This is a genomic window from Metabacillus fastidiosus NBRC 101226, from assembly GCF_001591625.1.
In the GTDB taxonomy this organism is placed as follows: domain Bacteria; phylum Bacillota; class Bacilli; order Bacillales; family Bacillaceae; genus Metabacillus; species Metabacillus fastidiosus.
Map to the genome: position 1 here is coordinate 11,732 of NZ_BCVG01000049.1, position 16,207 is coordinate 27,938.

Genomic DNA, 16,207 nt, shown 5'->3' on the forward strand with positions numbered 1-16,207 from the left:
ACTAGTCTAATTTTGTCGAGAAATCAAAAAAATTATAATAAATGGTTTGAAGCCAATAATATATGTGAAGAGAAAAAATGTAAAGAAGGTTAATATTTTGAAAATATCAATTGTAATTACAACATTTAATAGAAAATATGCGTTAGCCGAATTGTTAGAATCCATTCGTTATCAAACTGTTTTGCCTTATGAAATCATTATCGTAAATGACTGCGGAGAATCTATCGAAGATTTAGCGGAAATTTATTCAGATTTGCCGATTACGATTTATAATTTAGTGGAAAATATGAAACATGTTCATGCTAGAAATATCGGGATTAAGCGGGCTGCCGGTGATGCTATTATGCTTTGTGATGATGATGATTATTTAACAAAGGGACATATCGAAAGAATGGCAAATGCCCTTCATGATGCTGATTTTGTTTATTCCGATGCAGAAATAGTTGATTTTATGGAGAAGGAAAATATTCGTTTCCCTGTTTCGAGGAGACTATTTGCTTATGAATTTGACCTTAAAGGGATGAGGGAATTTTCCACTTATGTTCCTTCAGGAAGCTTATATAGAAGAGAGATTCATGAAGAAATAGGTTTATTTGACCCAGAAGTGCATAATTACTGGGATTGGGATTTCTTTTTAAGGGTTGCAGAAAAATTTGTAATCAAACGTGTTCCTGTTGCTAGTGTTATTTATGCCTTTTCTGAAGCTGGTAATAATCAGTCTGCTCAGTTAAATACGAGAAGAGAAGGATTTTTGAAAAAATTATGTAAAAAGCATCAGCTCGGAATATTACCGGCAAAAAACTTTTTTGTTCTATTAGCAGAGCCAAAAATGAAGTTAAGAGAAGCAAAAAGTGAAATCGTTTGGGATGGAGAGCCTTTATTTTCAAAATTAGTGAAAGCTGGTGAAAGGATTGAATTTAATCTTACAAAATGATTGGCAGGAGTTATTGAAAGAAGAAATTAATAAGACATATTTTGTGAATTTACAGCAATTTTTACAAGAAGAATATGAAACAAAAACGATTTATCCCCCTGTAAATAGTATTTTCCAAGCTTTGAATGAGACTCCTTATTCTGAAGTAAAGGTTGTCATTTTAGGACAGGACCCATACCATGGGGAGGGACAGGCACATGGCTTAAGTTTTTCTGTTCAACCTGGAGTAAAACATCCTCCATCACTTCGAAACTTATTTATTGAACTGGAGAATGATGAAGGTTGTATACCTCCAAAGGATGGAACTCTGTTATCATGGAGTGAGCAGGGAGTTCTTCTTCTGAATACTGTTTTAACAGTGAGAAAAGGAGAAGCTAATTCGCATAAAGGCAAAGGGTGGGAAATTTTCACTGATGAGGTTATTAAAAAATTGAATCATCATCCTGAACCAGTTGTTTTCTTTCTTTGGGGAAAGCATGCACAAGAAAAAAAGAAAATGATTGATTCAAATAAGCATCTTATTATTGAATCACCTCATCCTAGTCCTTTTTCTGCGAGAAAAGGCTTTTTCGGAAGCAAACCTTTTTCAAAGGCGAATGAATTCCTCAGAAAGCATAATAGAGGAGAAATTCATTGGTGTTTAAATAAGTAGGACTATTTGGAGGCTGAATGGTGAAAAGGGAGAGTCCGGTTAATTGTATAACATGCAAGTATTTCTACGTCACTTGGGATCCTAAATTTCCGAATGGCTGCAAAGCATATGGTTTTAAGTCTGCCGCTAGGCCTTCTGTAAGTGTAAGAAAAGCCTCGGGGATGGACTGTTTAAAATATGAGAAAAAGAACGGGTGAAGGAGAAGAGAGAGCTTGAATATTCATGTATCAAAACTGCTTTTAAAAATGGAGCAAGAACTACAAAAAGCGAAAACAATGAGTGATGAGAAAGAGATTCGTGAACATATCTCGATTATTCATTCCCTTTGTGAAGTTATATTAGGAGAGAAGACAGAACAAGTCATCCAACATTCACAGCCGCTTAAAGATTTTAATCAAATAGAGCTTCAAAAAATGATGGGGTCTAAAACAGTAAGCCGTGTGCAAGAAGAGGATGGGAACGGAGACTCAATTTTTGATTTTTAATGGATGGACCTTTTAGAGGTCCTTTTTGTATTTTGAAATCTCTTTATATGATAGGAAACTGAGTATAAAAGTTAACAAATGCTTAACATCTATTTCGGATAATGAGTAGAGGAACTAATGTCTATTCAAGTAAAATAGAAGGAGAATAAGAAAAGGAGCTGTTTTGAAAATGAAGCTATTTTTAATTTTCGGTGCTGTTCATGCCTTATTAGCTGTTGCATTAGGGGCATTTGGAGCACATGGACTCGAAGGTAAATTATCAGAAAAGTATATAAAAATATGGGAAAAAGCTGTTACATATCAAATGTTTCATGCAGTTGGTTTATTTGTTACTGCTTTTCTTTTGAGTAAATTTCCACAGATTGGCATGATTTCAACTGCCGGCTGGTTATTTTTTATCGGTATTCTCCTTTTTTCAGGAAGCTTGTACATATTAAGTGTGACACAAATCGGAGTACTTGGAGCGATTACTCCTTTGGGTGGTGTTGCCTTCCTAGCAGGATGGGCTCTCATTGCCATAGCTGCTATTAAACACTTATAAGGAGTCTCCCAAAAGGGTAAAAAGCAACCCTTTTGGGACATCCTGCTGAAAGGTCCTGTTATGGAGATCCAGTAAAATCAAGGATTTGGTGACAGGGCCTTTCAGCTTTTAACACTTATTAGGGACTTATTGGACAGCCCTATAAACGTACGATTAGGGAAAAGAAGTTATGATTCATTTGTTTGAAGAAGGAGACAAAAAATAAAAAAGCAGAATAATCATAATGATCATTCTGCTGTTGAAATTAGATCTGTAAAAAAGAATTTACTTTTTCAGGTTCTAAAATGTTTCCGATGAAGAATGAACCAAATTCTGCATATCTTGCACTTACTTCATCAAAACGCATTTCATAGACAAGTTTTTTAAATTGAAGAACATCGTCAGAGAATAGTGTAACGCCCCATTCATGATCGTCAAATCCAACAGAACCAGTAATAATTTGTTTTACTTTACCAGCATAAGAACGACCAATTAAACCATGGCTCTTCATTAGCTCACGGCGCTCATCCATTCCAAGCATATACCAGTTATCTTCTGATGTTCTGCGTTTATCCATCGGATAGAAACAAGAATATTTCCATTTAGGTAATTCCGGATAAAGTCTCGCGCGAACATGAGGATTTTGATAAGGGTCCTCATTGCTTTCACCAGCTAAGTAGTTGCTGAGTTCGACAACAGAAACGTATGAATATGTAGGTAATGTATAGTCTGCAAGCTTTGTTTTGCTGAATTCCAGCTCAATTTCATTTAATTCTTCCATTGTTGGACGAAGAAGCATAATCATAATATCTGCCTTTTGACCAACGATAGAATAAAGTGCATGACTTCCTTCACCTTTGTTTTCTACTGCTCCCCATTTTTCTAATAATCCTAAGAATTCATCAATTGCTGCTTGACGCTCATCGCTGCTTAGTGTTTTCCAAATAGTCCAATCAATTGCACGGAAATCATGTAAACAATACCAGCCATCTAATGTTTTTGCTGCTTCATTCATCTTTCTTTTCACTCCTTAAATATTTAAATATTTATACTTTAACTATAACATAGTTTGTCCCTGCTAATCTTGTACAAAACATGAACTATTTAGTAAGCATTACGATTTAGAAAATGCAATAAAATTGGTATGTTTGAAAAAGGCTGTAAGTAGAGTATTCTAATAATAGGAAGAATTTGTTCCGAAGTTTTATATGGAGGGATTGCTGTGGCAGATTTATTTAAAATGATAAAAGAAAAAGTAACCGGTCAAAATTTAAAAATTGTTTTTCCAGAAAGTTCAGATGATCGCATTTTGACAGCAGCAGGCCGTTTAGCAAAAGAAAGTATTTTAACACCAGTGTTGATTGGAAATAAAGAAGAGATTAATAAAAAAGCAGAAGGATTAAATATTAATCTTGATGGTGTTGAAATATATGATCCGCATAGTTACCCTGAAATAGATAAACTTATTCAAGCTTTTGTTGAACGACGCAAGGGGAAGGCAACAGAAGAAGAGGCAGCAAAAATATTACTTGATGAAAATTATTTTGGCACAATGCTTGTTTATACTGAAAAAGCACATGGTCTTGTGAGCGGGGCGGCACATTCGACAGCAGAGACTGTTCGTCCGGCTTTACAAATAATAAAAACAAAAGCGGGAGTAAAGAAAACATCAGGCGTGTTCATTATGGTACGCGGCGAGGAGAAATATGTTTTTGCTGATTGTGCAATTAATATTTCACCAGAGGCGAGTGATTTAGCCGAAATTGCGGTTGAAAGCGCGAATACTACTAAAATGTTTAATATCGAGCCGAGAGTAGCGATGCTGAGCTTTTCAACAAAAGGTTCAGCTAAATCTCCTGAAACAGAAAAAGTTGTTGAGGCAGTAAAGATTGCAAAAGAAATAGATCCAAATCTTGTATTAGATGGGGAATTCCAATTTGATGCAGCCTTTGTCCCATCTGTTGCTGAAAAAAAAGCTCCTGATTCTGTTATAAAAGGGGATGCTAATGTTTTTATTTTTCCTAGTCTCGAAGCAGGTAATATTGGTTATAAAATTGCCCAGCGCTTAGGAAATTTTGAGGCTGTAGGACCGATCCTGCAAGGCTTAAATAAGCCAGTAAATGATCTGTCCCGTGGATGCAATGAAGAAGATGTGTACAAGCTTGCAATAATAACAGCTGCTCAAGCTTTATAATGGAAAGGCGAGGAGGCGCAATCCTTGTGTCTTCTTGTCTTTAATACTGTGAATTTATGATATAATAGAATAATAATAAAGTGGAACTTCCATCGGTGGGTTTTTTCTCATCTCCCATCGATAGTTAATTGAACCAATCGGACCTTAATGGGCAGTTAATCTCTCGCTTAACTTCTTCGAATTCTTAGAATGTTGAAGCGCGAGTCTTACTGCCCATTAAGGCTGGGATAAATATAATTAAGGTGAAAAAAATATGGATATATTTGAATTTGGAAATTCTCTTATCGATCAGCAGACATGGCGGATTATTGACCAATCAACACTAGGTCCGGATTTTGATGCGCGTCAGTCTTTTGCAATAGATGATACATTATGTGCCTCAACGGGCAAAGGTATGTCACCGGCTGTTATGAGGTCATGGATTCATCATAATACTATTGTTCTCGGCATTCAGGATACTAAGCTGCCTTTTTTAAAAGAGGGGATCGAGTATTTAAAGACAGAAGGGTATAAAGTAATCGTTCGTAACTCCGGTGGTCTTGCAGTCGTATTGGATGAGACTGTTTTAAACATATCACTCATTTTCCCGGATGTAGAAAAGGGAATTAACATTAATCGCGGCTATGATGCGATGTTATTTTTAATTCAAGAATTATTAGCGGATTATAATATTAAAGTAGAAGCTTATGAAATTATTGGGTCTTATTGTCCAGGAAGTTATGATTTAAGTGTGGATGGGAAGAAGTTTGCAGGTATTTCGCAAAGAAGAGTAAGGAATGGGGTAGCTGTGCAGGTATATCTCTGTGTCGCAGGCAGCGGGGCAGAGCGGGCAGAACTTATCGGCCAATTTTATGATAAATCATTAAAAAATACAGAGACAAAATTTATATTCCCCAAAATTATTCCTAGTACAATGGCTTCATTAAGTGAATTAATTGCTGAGCCGATTACAGTTCAGCAATTAATGTTAAAACTTTTAAATATATTAAAAAATCATTCCGACACAATGTACTCTTCTTCGTTAACTCCGGAAGAACAAGAGCTTTTAAGAGAAAATCTAATTAAGATATATGAAAGAAATAACAAGGTTTTTGAAGAAAAGGAAACGGAACTATAAGTTTAATATTGTCATGTGAAAATAATTATCTGACCTCACATATGCAGAAACATTGTGAGGTCAAAGCTTTTCTGGAATTTCAGTCAATTCATTTTCTTCATTTAATCTTTCCAAAATTCTTCGTTTTCGATAAAGCATCATTCCAGTTTCTGAAAGGTCTCGTATCATGGAGCGATTTGTAAAGGCTCCAAATACCATTCCAGCTAACGGAACCATCTGTAATAATTTTTTCCAGCCGAAATTATCCCGGTATGTGTAAACCACTTCACGCCAGCCTTGGAGCTGGGACATAACTTCTTTTGATTGCTTTCTTTCATTGAAGCCGGCAAGCTCGTTTAAAATGGCTTCTTTTCCAACGATATCTGCTGATGAAAACTGAAGGCATTTTACGATGAAGACACGCTCTTTTCGATCAGTAGGGTCATAGCCGTAAGCAATCGCAATTTCTTGTAATGTTTTTAATGAAAGTCCTAATAATATTGGAATATCAATGGCAAGTGTAAAAATACCGCCAATACCAGTTGTAGCACCTTGTAATGTTGCGACTGTTTCTCTTCCTTTTTTTAAATCTTCGCTAATTTGATCCATAGTATGAATAGGCAGTAATGCAAGCTGCTTCGGAGAATCTATACTGCTGTCTTCCGCATATTTTTGTGCTTTTTGGATGACAAGCTTTTCCTGTGTTAAATATTTTCCGCCATTTTGGATAAAGTTCCCCAGCTCGTCCAATAATAAGCCAATCTTTTTCTGAATAAATTCAGGTGTAATCTTATCAAGCAGCTTAAATGGAAGGCGGCCAATCTTTTCCCAAAACCATAATCCCTTTTGGTCATTTTCCCATTTCTCAATTTCCTGTAATTCCTGTAATAACCAGTCTTTTGATTCCATTATATTTTCCACCAATCTTTGAAGCTAATATATAATGTAATACGTTGAAATACTGCATTTGGTTTCAATTAAATAATATCACCTCCACGATTTATGTGAAGGTGATATTAATCTATTCCGCTAATTTCTCCAAATTTCCATTCCGGTCCATTTTGAAAGTTGTAGAAAGACGGTCTTCATCCTCAAATAATACTAGTTTTCTTGCACGGTTCATAATTTTCATTAATGTTTCATAGTCTTCCTGGACTGTCACAGTATCCTGTTCTAATTTCTCCACTTTTTTTGCAAGCTCTTCATTCTGCAATGCGAGCTGATTATTTTCTCTCTTTAATCGGTCATTTTCACTGATAAGTACGGATGTATGAATATTATTTGTTTTATAAGACTGTAAGAATGAAACAACTTGTTCCATCGTTAATTCCTGCGAAATATTTTCCTGCTGGGGAACGGAATAATAAAAATCTTCTTTTTCAGAACGTTCCTCTTGCTCAGGCTCCATTTCAAAGCTAGGAGACATAGAATCTGACATATATTTTTCTAGAGCTTCCATCATTGTTTTATCTTCTTTTTCACCGTCTATCATTGGCAGATTTGTTTCAGGCGGTGAATAAAGTAATTGCTTTTTCACAGGCTGTCCTTTTCCAAGTGTCCGCATTCTTTGCTTTCTTTGTTTCTTTGCTAATTGAAGTGCTTTTTCATAATCATGACGTACGACTGCATTCCAGCGGAATCCGCATGCAGCTGATGTCCGATTTAATTTGTCTCCAACTTCCTCAAAGGCGTTTAATTGTGTACTACCCTCACGAACATGTCGTAAAACTGTTTCAGCTAATAATAAATCATCTTCCTGTGACCAAGCATCTTGTCTCACTTTCATATCCTCAACTCCCATATTAAAATTGCTGTAAATGGTGGTGTAAACCATTTAGTTTTGTTATCATTTTGTCCGAATAAATAATTTTTATACAGAAATCTTAAGAGGATAATAGTCTTTTTTAGGAAAATTTTAATCTATGAATTTTTTAGAAGCTGTTCTTTGCTTGCATTGGAATATAATTAAAGGTAAAATATCGGATAGGTTTATTTGTAATTTAGAAAGGGCTGTAAATTGTAATGGCAAATGAATTTAGAGTATGCGATGATTGTCAGGCTACAAATATTAAAACATTAGTGCCTCGTTTAGAGAAACTAGACCCAGAGGCAGAAATTAGTATCGGATGTCAATCATACTGTGGTCCAGGGAGAAAGAAATCATTCGCATTTGTTAATAATCGTCCGTTATCAGCGCCAAACGAAGATGAATTAATTGAAAAAATTGATAAAAAAATAAATAAATAAAATCACCTTTGTTGGGCAATAAGCAATGGTGATTTTTTAATGTTAATTTGTCTGACCTTTCCAAGTAGTGTTTTAAAGTGTAATTGTCGTCTAGAAAGCGATATAATAGAGTCAAGTTTCAAGAATGAACGAATGGAAGAGGGAAGGCAATGACAAATAGTAAATTGTCTGAGGAAAAAGTGTTTAAAGATCCTGTTCACCGCTATATTCACGTTCGTGATAAAGTGATTTGGGATCTAATTGGAACAAAGGAATTCCAAAGATTACGTCGAATTCGTCAATTAGGGACTACATATCTAACATTTCATGGTGCTGAACATAGCCGTTTTAACCATTCACTAGGTGTATATGAAATTGTCCGACGCATCGTCGATGATGTATTCAAAGGACGTAAAGAATGGAATGATGATGACCGTTTATTATGTTTATGTGCAGCATTGCTACATGATCTGGGACATGGTCCTTTTTCGCATTCCTTTGAAAAAGTATTTCATTTGGACCATGAGGACTTTACACGGGCAATTATACTTGGAGAAACAGAAGTGAATGCTGTTTTACGAACTGTTGGAGCAGATTTTGCTAAAAAGGTAGCAGAAGTGATTGCAAAAACATACGGAAATAAACAGGTTATTAGTTTAATATCCAGCCAGATTGATGCTGATCGGATGGATTATTTGCAGCGGGATGCTTATTATACAGGGGTGAGCTACGGTCATTTTGACATGGAGAGAATTTTACGTGTCATGAGGCCCCGTGAAGATCAAGTTGTCATTAAAAGCAGTGGAATGCATGCTGTAGAAGATTATATTATGAGCAGATATCAAATGTACTGGCAAGTTTACTTTCACCCTGTTACGAGAAGTGCGGAAGTCATCTTAACGAAAATCCTCCACAGGGCAAAGCAGCTCTATAAAGAAAAGTACTCATTTAAGCATCATCCACTCCATTTTTATTCATTATTTGAAGATAAAGTAGATGTAAAAGATTATTTAAAACTGGATGAATCCATTATGTTTTACTATTTTCAGGCTTGGCAGGAAGAAGAAGATATTATTTTAAATGATCTTTGCAGCAGATTTATTAATAGGGATTTATTTAAATTTGTAGAATTTAATCCAAATGAACAAATGATGACATTATTACAGTTAAATAAATTGTTTAAGCAGGCAGGAATTGATCCAGATTATTATTTAGTAATAGATTCATCTTCTGATCTGCCTTACGATTTTTATCGTCCTGGGGAAGAAGAGGAACGTCTGCCTATTCATTTACTTAAAGCAAATGGGGAGATTCGTGAGCTTTCAAGGGAATCTGAAATTGTAGATGCTATTTCAGGAAAAAGAAGGACAGATCATAAATTATATTACCCGTTAGATTTGCTTGAAGATCTATCAACAAACAGCAAAGCAAAAAAGGAAATTCTCGAATTATTAAACAGGATAAATAGAGATTAGAGAATTAGGATGGAAAAAGGATGAAAAAGGTTAGGTGATGATGGGGTGCTAATGCAAGAACATGCAAAGTTAATGAAAGTTTTTTCATCTTCTGGGGAAATTATCGGTCGAAAGAAACTCCAAAAGATGATTTATATCGCAAAGAAAATGAATTATCCTTTTTATGAGAAATATAATTTCCATTTCTATGGTCCATATTCTGAGGAATTAACACTTCGTGTAGAGGAGCTTTGCAATCTGGGCTTTTTAAGTGAAACGAAAGAAAAGAAAGGCGGCTATATACAGTATCGGTATTCTTTAACAGATGATGGAAATGAGTTTTTAAGCCACTATAATTTAAATATGCCGACCCTTCCGAACTGTGTACAGAATTTAAATGAACAAAACTCCCGATTTTTAGAGCTTGTTTCAACTGTTCTTTATTTTGGAGAGTTAGATCGTGAAGAAGTAACGGAAAAAGTGTTTACTTTAAAAAGCAAACAGCGATATACAGAGGAAGAAATAGCTGAAGCATATCACTATATTGAAAGGTTAAAAGATGTCCGGAAAGAGATCCTTAATTAATAATTTTGTATAAATCTTACTTCATTTCGATATGATTGTTCGGTGAGATGAAGTTAGTTGTACTTATATAGACTTAGCGATGCTGTCTGCAGACTTTTTGTTAGACAGCTCCTATTTTTAAAAAGGTGTAAGTTTATTTAAAATTTAGTATACTTTATTTGTAAAAATCTTAATTGTTGTAGGGAGAAATTAATGGAATCATTTTTAGCTTTCCCATTAGAATACATACCTTATGTTATTATTGCACTTATGATCGCATTTACGGTTCATGAATTTGCTCATGCCTATGTTGCATATAAATTTGGTGACTCGACAGCGAAAGATCAGGGAAGATTAACATTGTCACCGCTGGCCCATTTAGACCCATTCGGAACGATACTTATTTTCATTGCGGGATTTGGCTGGGCAAAACCTGTACCTGTAAACCGCTTCTACTTCAAAAATCCGCGTCTTGCAGGGATACTTGTTTCAGTTGCTGGACCTTTAAGTAATCTCGTTATTGCATTTATCGGGATGGCTATGTTTGTAGTTCTTGCTTCTACAAATGTGCTCAGTTTTTTACCGGTATATATGGTGGAAGGATTAGAACAATTTTTTACTATTCTAATAAACTTAAATATTCTTTTATTTATTTTTAATTTACTTCCTCTGCCACCGCTTGACGGCTATCGGATTATTCAAGACCTAGTGTCAGCAAATACACGTGCTAAGATGACACAGTATGAAAACTATGCAATCGTTGTTTTTCTCATTCTCGTTATTACTCCACTGGATCAATATACGATTCATCCATTGATAAATAATGGCATGGAAATCATTTTAACATTATTTAATTTAATCTTGAGTCCTTTTATCGCAAAATAATATTTTAGCTTTAAATTTAGAAAAAGGATGAAGATGAAAAATTGATTTTAAAGGGGGACTTTATGATGGAAGAAAATAAAAAGAAGAAAAGTATTGGTTTTAATATTATAAAAAATGACCCGACTGATGGTCATGGAGGCTTTGGTATTGGGGCACTGAGCCTGGATAATGTTTCACCTGTTTTTATCGATATAGAAAATGATGAAGCATTCGTTGATATTGGAGCGATGCATGCAAGAAGTGTTGTTGAAAAGGGTATTAAATTTTTACCGAACAAAGAAGATGTGCCAAATGGCAAACCATATTGGTTAGTTTGGATAACGATTGACCGTAAAGAAGAAGGACCGTATTATGCGGGTGTAACTGCTTGTGAACTGACTGTCGATAGAGAAATTAGAAGAGGATATAAATCGCTTCCTGAGCATGTCAATCGAATGGATAAATCAATAAAAAGACATATTATTGTGGATATTATGGATGACCGTTCAAAGAAGATTCTCGAAAGCTTCTTGAAAAAGCATGATATAGGAATGTGGGAACGTTCAAACGAAGAATTAAAGACTGGTTTGACTGTGAAATAAATTTTCAGTTTTAATATAACTGGGAATAAATTCATTTTTGTCGAAAATGTGACAATAATGTGAATGATTTGTTAAATTCTTGAGCTTAAACAGTAAAATTAGTAGACTAGAAGCAGTTGTAAAACTAGGACACGAAAAAGGACTGACAATTATTTGTCAGCCTTTTTCAATAAAAGAAAGAAATGTAACCGTTTTATATTTAGTTCCACTTGAATATTTTTTCATACCATGTCTTCTTTGTATCACTCTGACTATTTTCTTGTTTATCATTTTTTTGTTCCCCGATATGTGCTTTGCAATATTGAACTGGTTCAGTACCTGCAATATAGTATGTGAGACGTTCTGTTGGACAGTCTTCTGTAGCAATTTTTCCTGATTCGGGATTAATATAGACCCCGATAACTCCGTTAGATGGCTTGAATTTTTTAGAAGCCTTATTTTTGAGTGCTTCTTCCATAAATTTTGCCCAGATTAATTTTGAATAGCCTTTTTCTTCAACAATATTGATTGATTTTCCTTTATCATAACCAGTCCATACACCTGTTACAAGCTGAGGTGTCAGGCCGACCATCCAGCTGTCTGTTTCTGTCGTTCCAGATTTTCCGGCATAATCTCTTGTTAACATATTAGCGACACCTTGCCCGGTTACAGATGTATAAGAATTTAATCGCTTATCAAACATACCAGTCATCATATGTGTCGTTACAAATGCTGCATCTTCATCTAAAATCTGTTCTTGATCTTTCTTTTCTTCATACAACACATTTCCATTGGCATCTTCCACTTTCTTTATAAAAACAGGTTCGATTCGTTTGCCGCCATTTCCGATTATTCCATAAGCATTTACAAGATCGATTAACCGAACTGGTGAAGTTCCCAGTGCAAGCGACGGCACTTTGTTTAGCTTTGTGTTAATTCCTAATTGCTTAGCCGTTTTAATTAATTCATCCATGCCCAGATAAAGATGAGTTTTTACAGCGTACACATTATCGGAAAGTGCCATTGCTTCTAATAAGGTAATCAAGTCATTTGCGTAATAATCATTATAGTTACTTGGTTTATAAGTAGACTGTCCATCATCATATTGGAAGGTAGTCGGCTCACTTCTCATTACTGTAGAAGGTGTAAAGCCAGTGTTAACAGCTGCATAGTAGAGGATAGGCTTCATTGTTGAACCAGGCTGCCTTTTAGCCTGTGTTACGCGATTAAAAGGGCTTTCCTCATAATTACGTCCGCCGACAAGTGCTTTTACTTCTCCTGTATTCGGGTCCATAGCAATGAAGCCAGTTTGAATAAGAGAATTAGTATCAATTGATTTAGTTATAACTTCCTCTGCAATCTCTTGCATATTCTGATTAAGGGTTGTATGGATTTTTAAACCGGATGTTCTAATTTGCTGTTCATCAATGTTTAATTTATTTGCTGCCTCTTTCATAACTGAATCATGAAAGTATGGAGCGATACGATTTTGAGCATTTCCTTTTCTTGTTCTGAATGTTATATCTTCGATTAAGGCTTTCTCATGCTGCTCCTTCGTAATGAATTTTGCTTCCTTCATTGTTTGCAGCACAACATTTTTTCTATCTAATGATTTCTGTTCATCAATATAAGGGGAATATACACTAGGCCCTTTTGGAATGCCTGCTAACAGGGCAGCCTCAGCTACGGTTAGCTCTTCTGCTTTTTTCCCGAAATAATAATTAGCCGCAGCTTCGATACCGTATACTCCGTGACCGTAGTAAATAGTATTTAAGTAGCCTTCTAATATTTCACCTTTTTCGTAATTAAGCTCGATTCTAACTGTATACAAAGCCTCTAATGCTTTTCTTTTCCATGTCTTATGATGTTCAAGAAATAGATTACGTGCGTATTGCTGGGTAATAGTGCTTGCACCTTGTACTTTTGCCAAAGCTTTTATATCTGCAATCGCAGCCCCAGCAATTCTTTTATAATCAAAACCGCTATGATTATAAAAATTTCTATCTTCAATCGCTAAAGTTGCGTTAACTACATTTGGAGAAATATCCTTCAACTGTACCCAATATCTTTTTTCTCCATTATGGGATTCACCGATTTTCGTGCCATTATCTGCATAGAAAATAGTTGTTTGCGGTACAGATAAAGAGGGAGGCCCTTGTATTTTTGCATATAGAATAAAGCTTCCTGCCATGAATGAAAAAAGTAAAAAGAATAAAATGCTTATAAAAATAAAAGCACGTACTGTCTTCAACGTTATTCGAATTCTTTTTGGTGTAATAATATCCATTACGTGTTCACCTCAAGGTTTTAAACGCTATTTAACCGTATGATATATTGTTAAACAGTATGAGATAATTAAAGTTTTTTTAAACACTATCTATGAAAAAATGAATATTTTTCTTGCTTTTTTGCTAGATTCATCTATACTTTTTTTGTGGAAAAGGGGTATTTTCGTATTCCTTTATGTTGTTTAGCTGCTAGAAGCGGGAGAAAATTGTTTGTTGCCGCCCTTTATAAATACCTGGCCTTTTTTTAATTTCCCGAATTTCGGGTACGATATAAAAGTGAAGAAACTTCCATCAGCGGAAGGAGCTCTTATCTCTCTAGTCAGTATTTTTACCGGCTATAAAAAGCGAGATAAAAGAAAAATGCTGGAACAATGGAAAGGGTGGTTATGATGGGTGGACTCTGGTATACGGAGAAACAAACAAAGAACTTTGGTATTACAATGAAAATTAAACAGACTTTACATACAGAGCAAACAGATTTTCAAAAGTTAGAAATGGTGGAAACAGAGGAATTCGGCAACATGCTTTTTCTTGACGGTATGGTTATGACTTCAGAGGTAGATGAATTTGTGTACCATGAAATGGTTGCACATGTTCCTTTATTTACTCATCCAAACCCTGAACATATATTAGTTGTTGGTGGTGGAGATGGCGGAGTTATTCGGGAGATATTAAAGCATCCAAGTGTGAAGAAGGCAACTGTCGTTGATATTGATGGAAAGGTAATTGAATACTCGAAGAAGTATTTACCTTCCATTGCCGGTAAATTAGATGATTCCCGTGTTGATGTGCAAGTCGGTGACGGATTTATGCATATCGCAAAAAGTGAAGATGAGTATGACGTTATTATGGTTGATTCAACAGAGCCTGTTGGACCCGCTATTAACTTATTTTCGAAAGGCTTTTATGCAGGAATTTCAAAAGCGCTTAAAGACGATGGGATTTTCGTAGCACAAACGGATAATCCTTGGTTTACACCAGACCTTATTTCAAATGTTCAGAGAGATGTCAAAGAGATTTTCCCGATTACGCGGCTATATTTAGCTAATATTCCTACATATCCAAGTGGGCTATGGTCATTTACAATCGGTTCTAAGAAATATGATCCGCTTGAAGTAGGAGAAGAACGCTTCCATGAAATAGATACGAAATATTATACGAAAGATATTCATAAAGCGGCATTTGTTTTACCTAAGTTCGTAAATGACTTAGTTAACTAAACTAGAAAGAACGGAGAAGAAGATTATGCGTGTTGATGAAGCTTATTCAGGTAATGTATTTATAAAAAGTCATCCTAATTTTGAAGAAAGTGAAGCTGTTATTTACGGAATGCCAATGGACTGGACAGTAAGCTACCGTCCCGGCTCACGTTTTGGCCCGGCTCGTGTCCGTGAAGTGTCTATCGGCCTGGAAGAATACAGCCCGTATTTAGACCGTGATCTGGCAGATATAAAATATTATGATGCAGGAGATATTCCGCTTCCATTCGGTAACCCGCAAAAAAGCTTAGATACGATTGAGGAATTTGTTGAGAAAATTTTAGCGGCAAATAAATTTCCGGTTGGAATCGGCGGTGAACATCTTGTATCATGGCCTGTTATGCAAGCGGTGTACCGTAAGTATCCAGACCTTGCTATTATTCATATGGATGCACATACAGATTTACGTGATGAATTTGAAGGAGAGGCTCTTTCACATTCTACACCAATTAAGAAGATCGCCAACTTAATTGGACCTAAAAATGTTTATTCATTCGGTATCCGTTCAGGAATGAAAGAAGAATTCGAATGGGCAAAAGAAGTTGGAATGCATATTTCTAAATTTGAAGTGCTTGAGCCGTTAAAGGAAATGCTTCCTAAGCTTGCGGGCCGTCCTGTTTATGTGACAATCGATATCGATGTGCTTGACCCGGCACATGCGCCTGGAACAGGAACAGTTGATGCAGGCGGTATTACTTCAAGAGAATTACTAGCTTCCATTCATGAAATTGCTCGCTCAGAAGTGAATGTTGTTGGCTGCGATTTAGTTGAAATCGCTCCTATTTACGATCCATCAGAACAAACGGTTAACACAGCAAGTAAATTAATCCGTGAAATGATGTTAGGCTTTGTAAAAAAATAAACAAGACAAAAAGCTGATTAGACGGTGCAACCTGATAATCAGCTTTTTAAATAGGAAAATCGCTGATATAATTGAAATATCGCTGAGAAGGTAAAATGAAAATTCGCCGTTATTATTTACAAGCTGCGGTCCTTAACTCTAATTTTTCCGCTATCTTGCTAATTTATGAAGCAATCTTTATACTATTTAAAGTTATCCTAGCCTTAACGATCAGTAAGACTCCCACTT

17 protein-coding genes are annotated in these 16,207 nt (G+C 35.5%); 13 read left to right on the plus strand and 4 right to left on the minus strand.

Annotated features, from left to right (window positions below; translation table 11 throughout):
* Positions 1–97 precede the first annotated feature (97 nt).
* The 4 genes from BFA01S_RS12545 to BFA01S_RS12565 all read left to right on the plus strand — a co-directional run bounded on the left by BFA01S_RS12545 (position 98) and on the right by BFA01S_RS12565 (position 2,612).
* Entirely contained in the window at positions 98–934 is an 837-nt protein-coding gene (locus tag BFA01S_RS12545) for a glycosyltransferase family 2 protein (RefSeq protein WP_066230788.1), read from the plus strand.
* A complete protein-coding gene (locus tag BFA01S_RS12550) occupies positions 912–1,586 on the plus strand; it encodes a uracil-DNA glycosylase (protein WP_066230791.1) in 675 nt (224 codons plus the stop codon). Before BFA01S_RS12545 ends, BFA01S_RS12550 begins: the two co-directional genes overlap by 23 nt.
* 212 nt (positions 1,587–1,798) lie before the next feature.
* Positions 1,799–2,071 (plus strand): YwdI family protein, encoded by a 273-nt coding sequence (locus tag BFA01S_RS12560; protein ID WP_066230796.1) that lies wholly within the window; start codon positions 1,799–1,801, stop codon positions 2,069–2,071.
* 169 nt (positions 2,072–2,240) lie between these two features.
* Positions 2,241–2,612, plus strand: a complete 372-nt coding sequence (locus BFA01S_RS12565) for a DUF423 domain-containing protein (RefSeq protein WP_066230798.1) — start codon at positions 2,241–2,243, stop codon at positions 2,610–2,612.
* A gap of 244 nt (positions 2,613–2,856) precedes the next feature.
* Here BFA01S_RS12565 and hemQ read toward each other — a convergent pair whose 3' ends face one another.
* Positions 2,857–3,606, minus strand: a complete 750-nt coding sequence (hemQ, locus tag BFA01S_RS12570) for a hydrogen peroxide-dependent heme synthase (protein WP_066230799.1) — start codon at positions 3,604–3,606, stop codon at positions 2,857–2,859.
* Positions 3,607–3,813: 207 nt separating this feature from the next.
* Between hemQ and pta the strand changes: the two genes are divergently transcribed.
* On the plus strand, positions 3,814–4,785 hold the full coding sequence (gene pta, locus BFA01S_RS12575; protein ID WP_066230802.1) for a phosphate acetyltransferase: 972 nt from the start codon (positions 3,814–3,816) through the stop codon (positions 4,783–4,785).
* A 253-nt stretch (positions 4,786–5,038) separates the two neighbouring features.
* The gene (lipL, locus tag BFA01S_RS12580) at positions 5,039–5,902 is read left to right on the plus strand and encodes an octanoyl-[GcvH]:protein N-octanoyltransferase (protein ID WP_066230805.1); all 864 of its coding nucleotides are present in this window, start codon (positions 5,039–5,041) and stop codon (positions 5,900–5,902) included.
* Positions 5,903–5,962: 60 nt separating this feature from the next.
* On the opposite strand, the gene BFA01S_RS12585 is transcribed toward lipL, so the two are convergent.
* Positions 5,963–6,790, minus strand: a complete 828-nt coding sequence (locus BFA01S_RS12585; RefSeq protein WP_066230808.1) for an EcsC family protein — start codon at positions 6,788–6,790, stop codon at positions 5,963–5,965.
* Positions 6,791–6,902: 112 nt separating this feature from the next.
* Entirely contained in the window at positions 6,903–7,667 is a 765-nt protein-coding gene (locus BFA01S_RS12590; RefSeq protein ID WP_066230811.1) for an RsfA family transcriptional regulator, read from the minus strand.
* A 236-nt stretch (positions 7,668–7,903) separates the two neighbouring features.
* Here BFA01S_RS12590 and BFA01S_RS12595 point away from each other — a divergent pair, with 236 nt between their 5' ends.
* From BFA01S_RS12595 to BFA01S_RS12615, 5 genes are all read left to right on the plus strand, one after another.
* The gene (locus tag BFA01S_RS12595; protein WP_066230814.1) at positions 7,904–8,128 is read left to right on the plus strand and encodes a YuzB family protein; all 225 of its coding nucleotides are present in this window, start codon (positions 7,904–7,906) and stop codon (positions 8,126–8,128) included.
* 149 nt (positions 8,129–8,277) lie between these two features.
* A complete protein-coding gene (locus tag BFA01S_RS12600; protein WP_066230817.1) occupies positions 8,278–9,582 on the plus strand; it encodes an HD domain-containing protein in 1,305 nt (434 codons plus the stop codon).
* A 51-nt stretch (positions 9,583–9,633) separates the two neighbouring features.
* On the plus strand, positions 9,634–10,146 hold the full coding sequence (locus BFA01S_RS12605; protein WP_066230839.1) for a YwgA family protein: 513 nt from the start codon (positions 9,634–9,636) through the stop codon (positions 10,144–10,146).
* 192 nt (positions 10,147–10,338) lie between these two features.
* On the plus strand, positions 10,339–11,010 hold the full coding sequence (locus BFA01S_RS12610) for a site-2 protease family protein (protein ID WP_066230820.1): 672 nt from the start codon (positions 10,339–10,341) through the stop codon (positions 11,008–11,010).
* Between the two features lie 65 nt (positions 11,011–11,075).
* On the plus strand, positions 11,076–11,591 hold the full coding sequence (locus tag BFA01S_RS12615; RefSeq protein WP_066230823.1) for a YwhD family protein: 516 nt from the start codon (positions 11,076–11,078) through the stop codon (positions 11,589–11,591).
* A 199-nt stretch (positions 11,592–11,790) separates the two neighbouring features.
* On the opposite strand, the gene BFA01S_RS12620 is transcribed toward BFA01S_RS12615, so the two are convergent.
* Positions 11,791–13,857 carry a transglycosylase domain-containing protein gene (locus tag BFA01S_RS12620; protein ID WP_066230826.1) on the minus strand — a complete coding sequence of 689 codons (2,067 nt, stop codon included), beginning with the start codon at positions 13,855–13,857 and terminating at the stop codon, positions 11,791–11,793.
* Positions 13,858–14,247: 390 nt separating this feature from the next.
* On the opposite strand from BFA01S_RS12620, the gene speE reads away from it, so the two are divergent.
* Positions 14,248–15,078 carry a spermidine synthase gene (gene speE / locus BFA01S_RS12630; protein WP_066230833.1) on the plus strand — a complete coding sequence of 277 codons (831 nt, stop codon included), beginning with the start codon at positions 14,248–14,250 and terminating at the stop codon, positions 15,076–15,078.
* A 25-nt stretch (positions 15,079–15,103) separates the two neighbouring features.
* On the plus strand, positions 15,104–15,979 hold the full coding sequence (gene speB, locus BFA01S_RS12635; protein ID WP_066230836.1) for an agmatinase: 876 nt from the start codon (positions 15,104–15,106) through the stop codon (positions 15,977–15,979).
* The last annotated feature ends 228 nt before the right edge of the window (positions 15,980–16,207 follow it).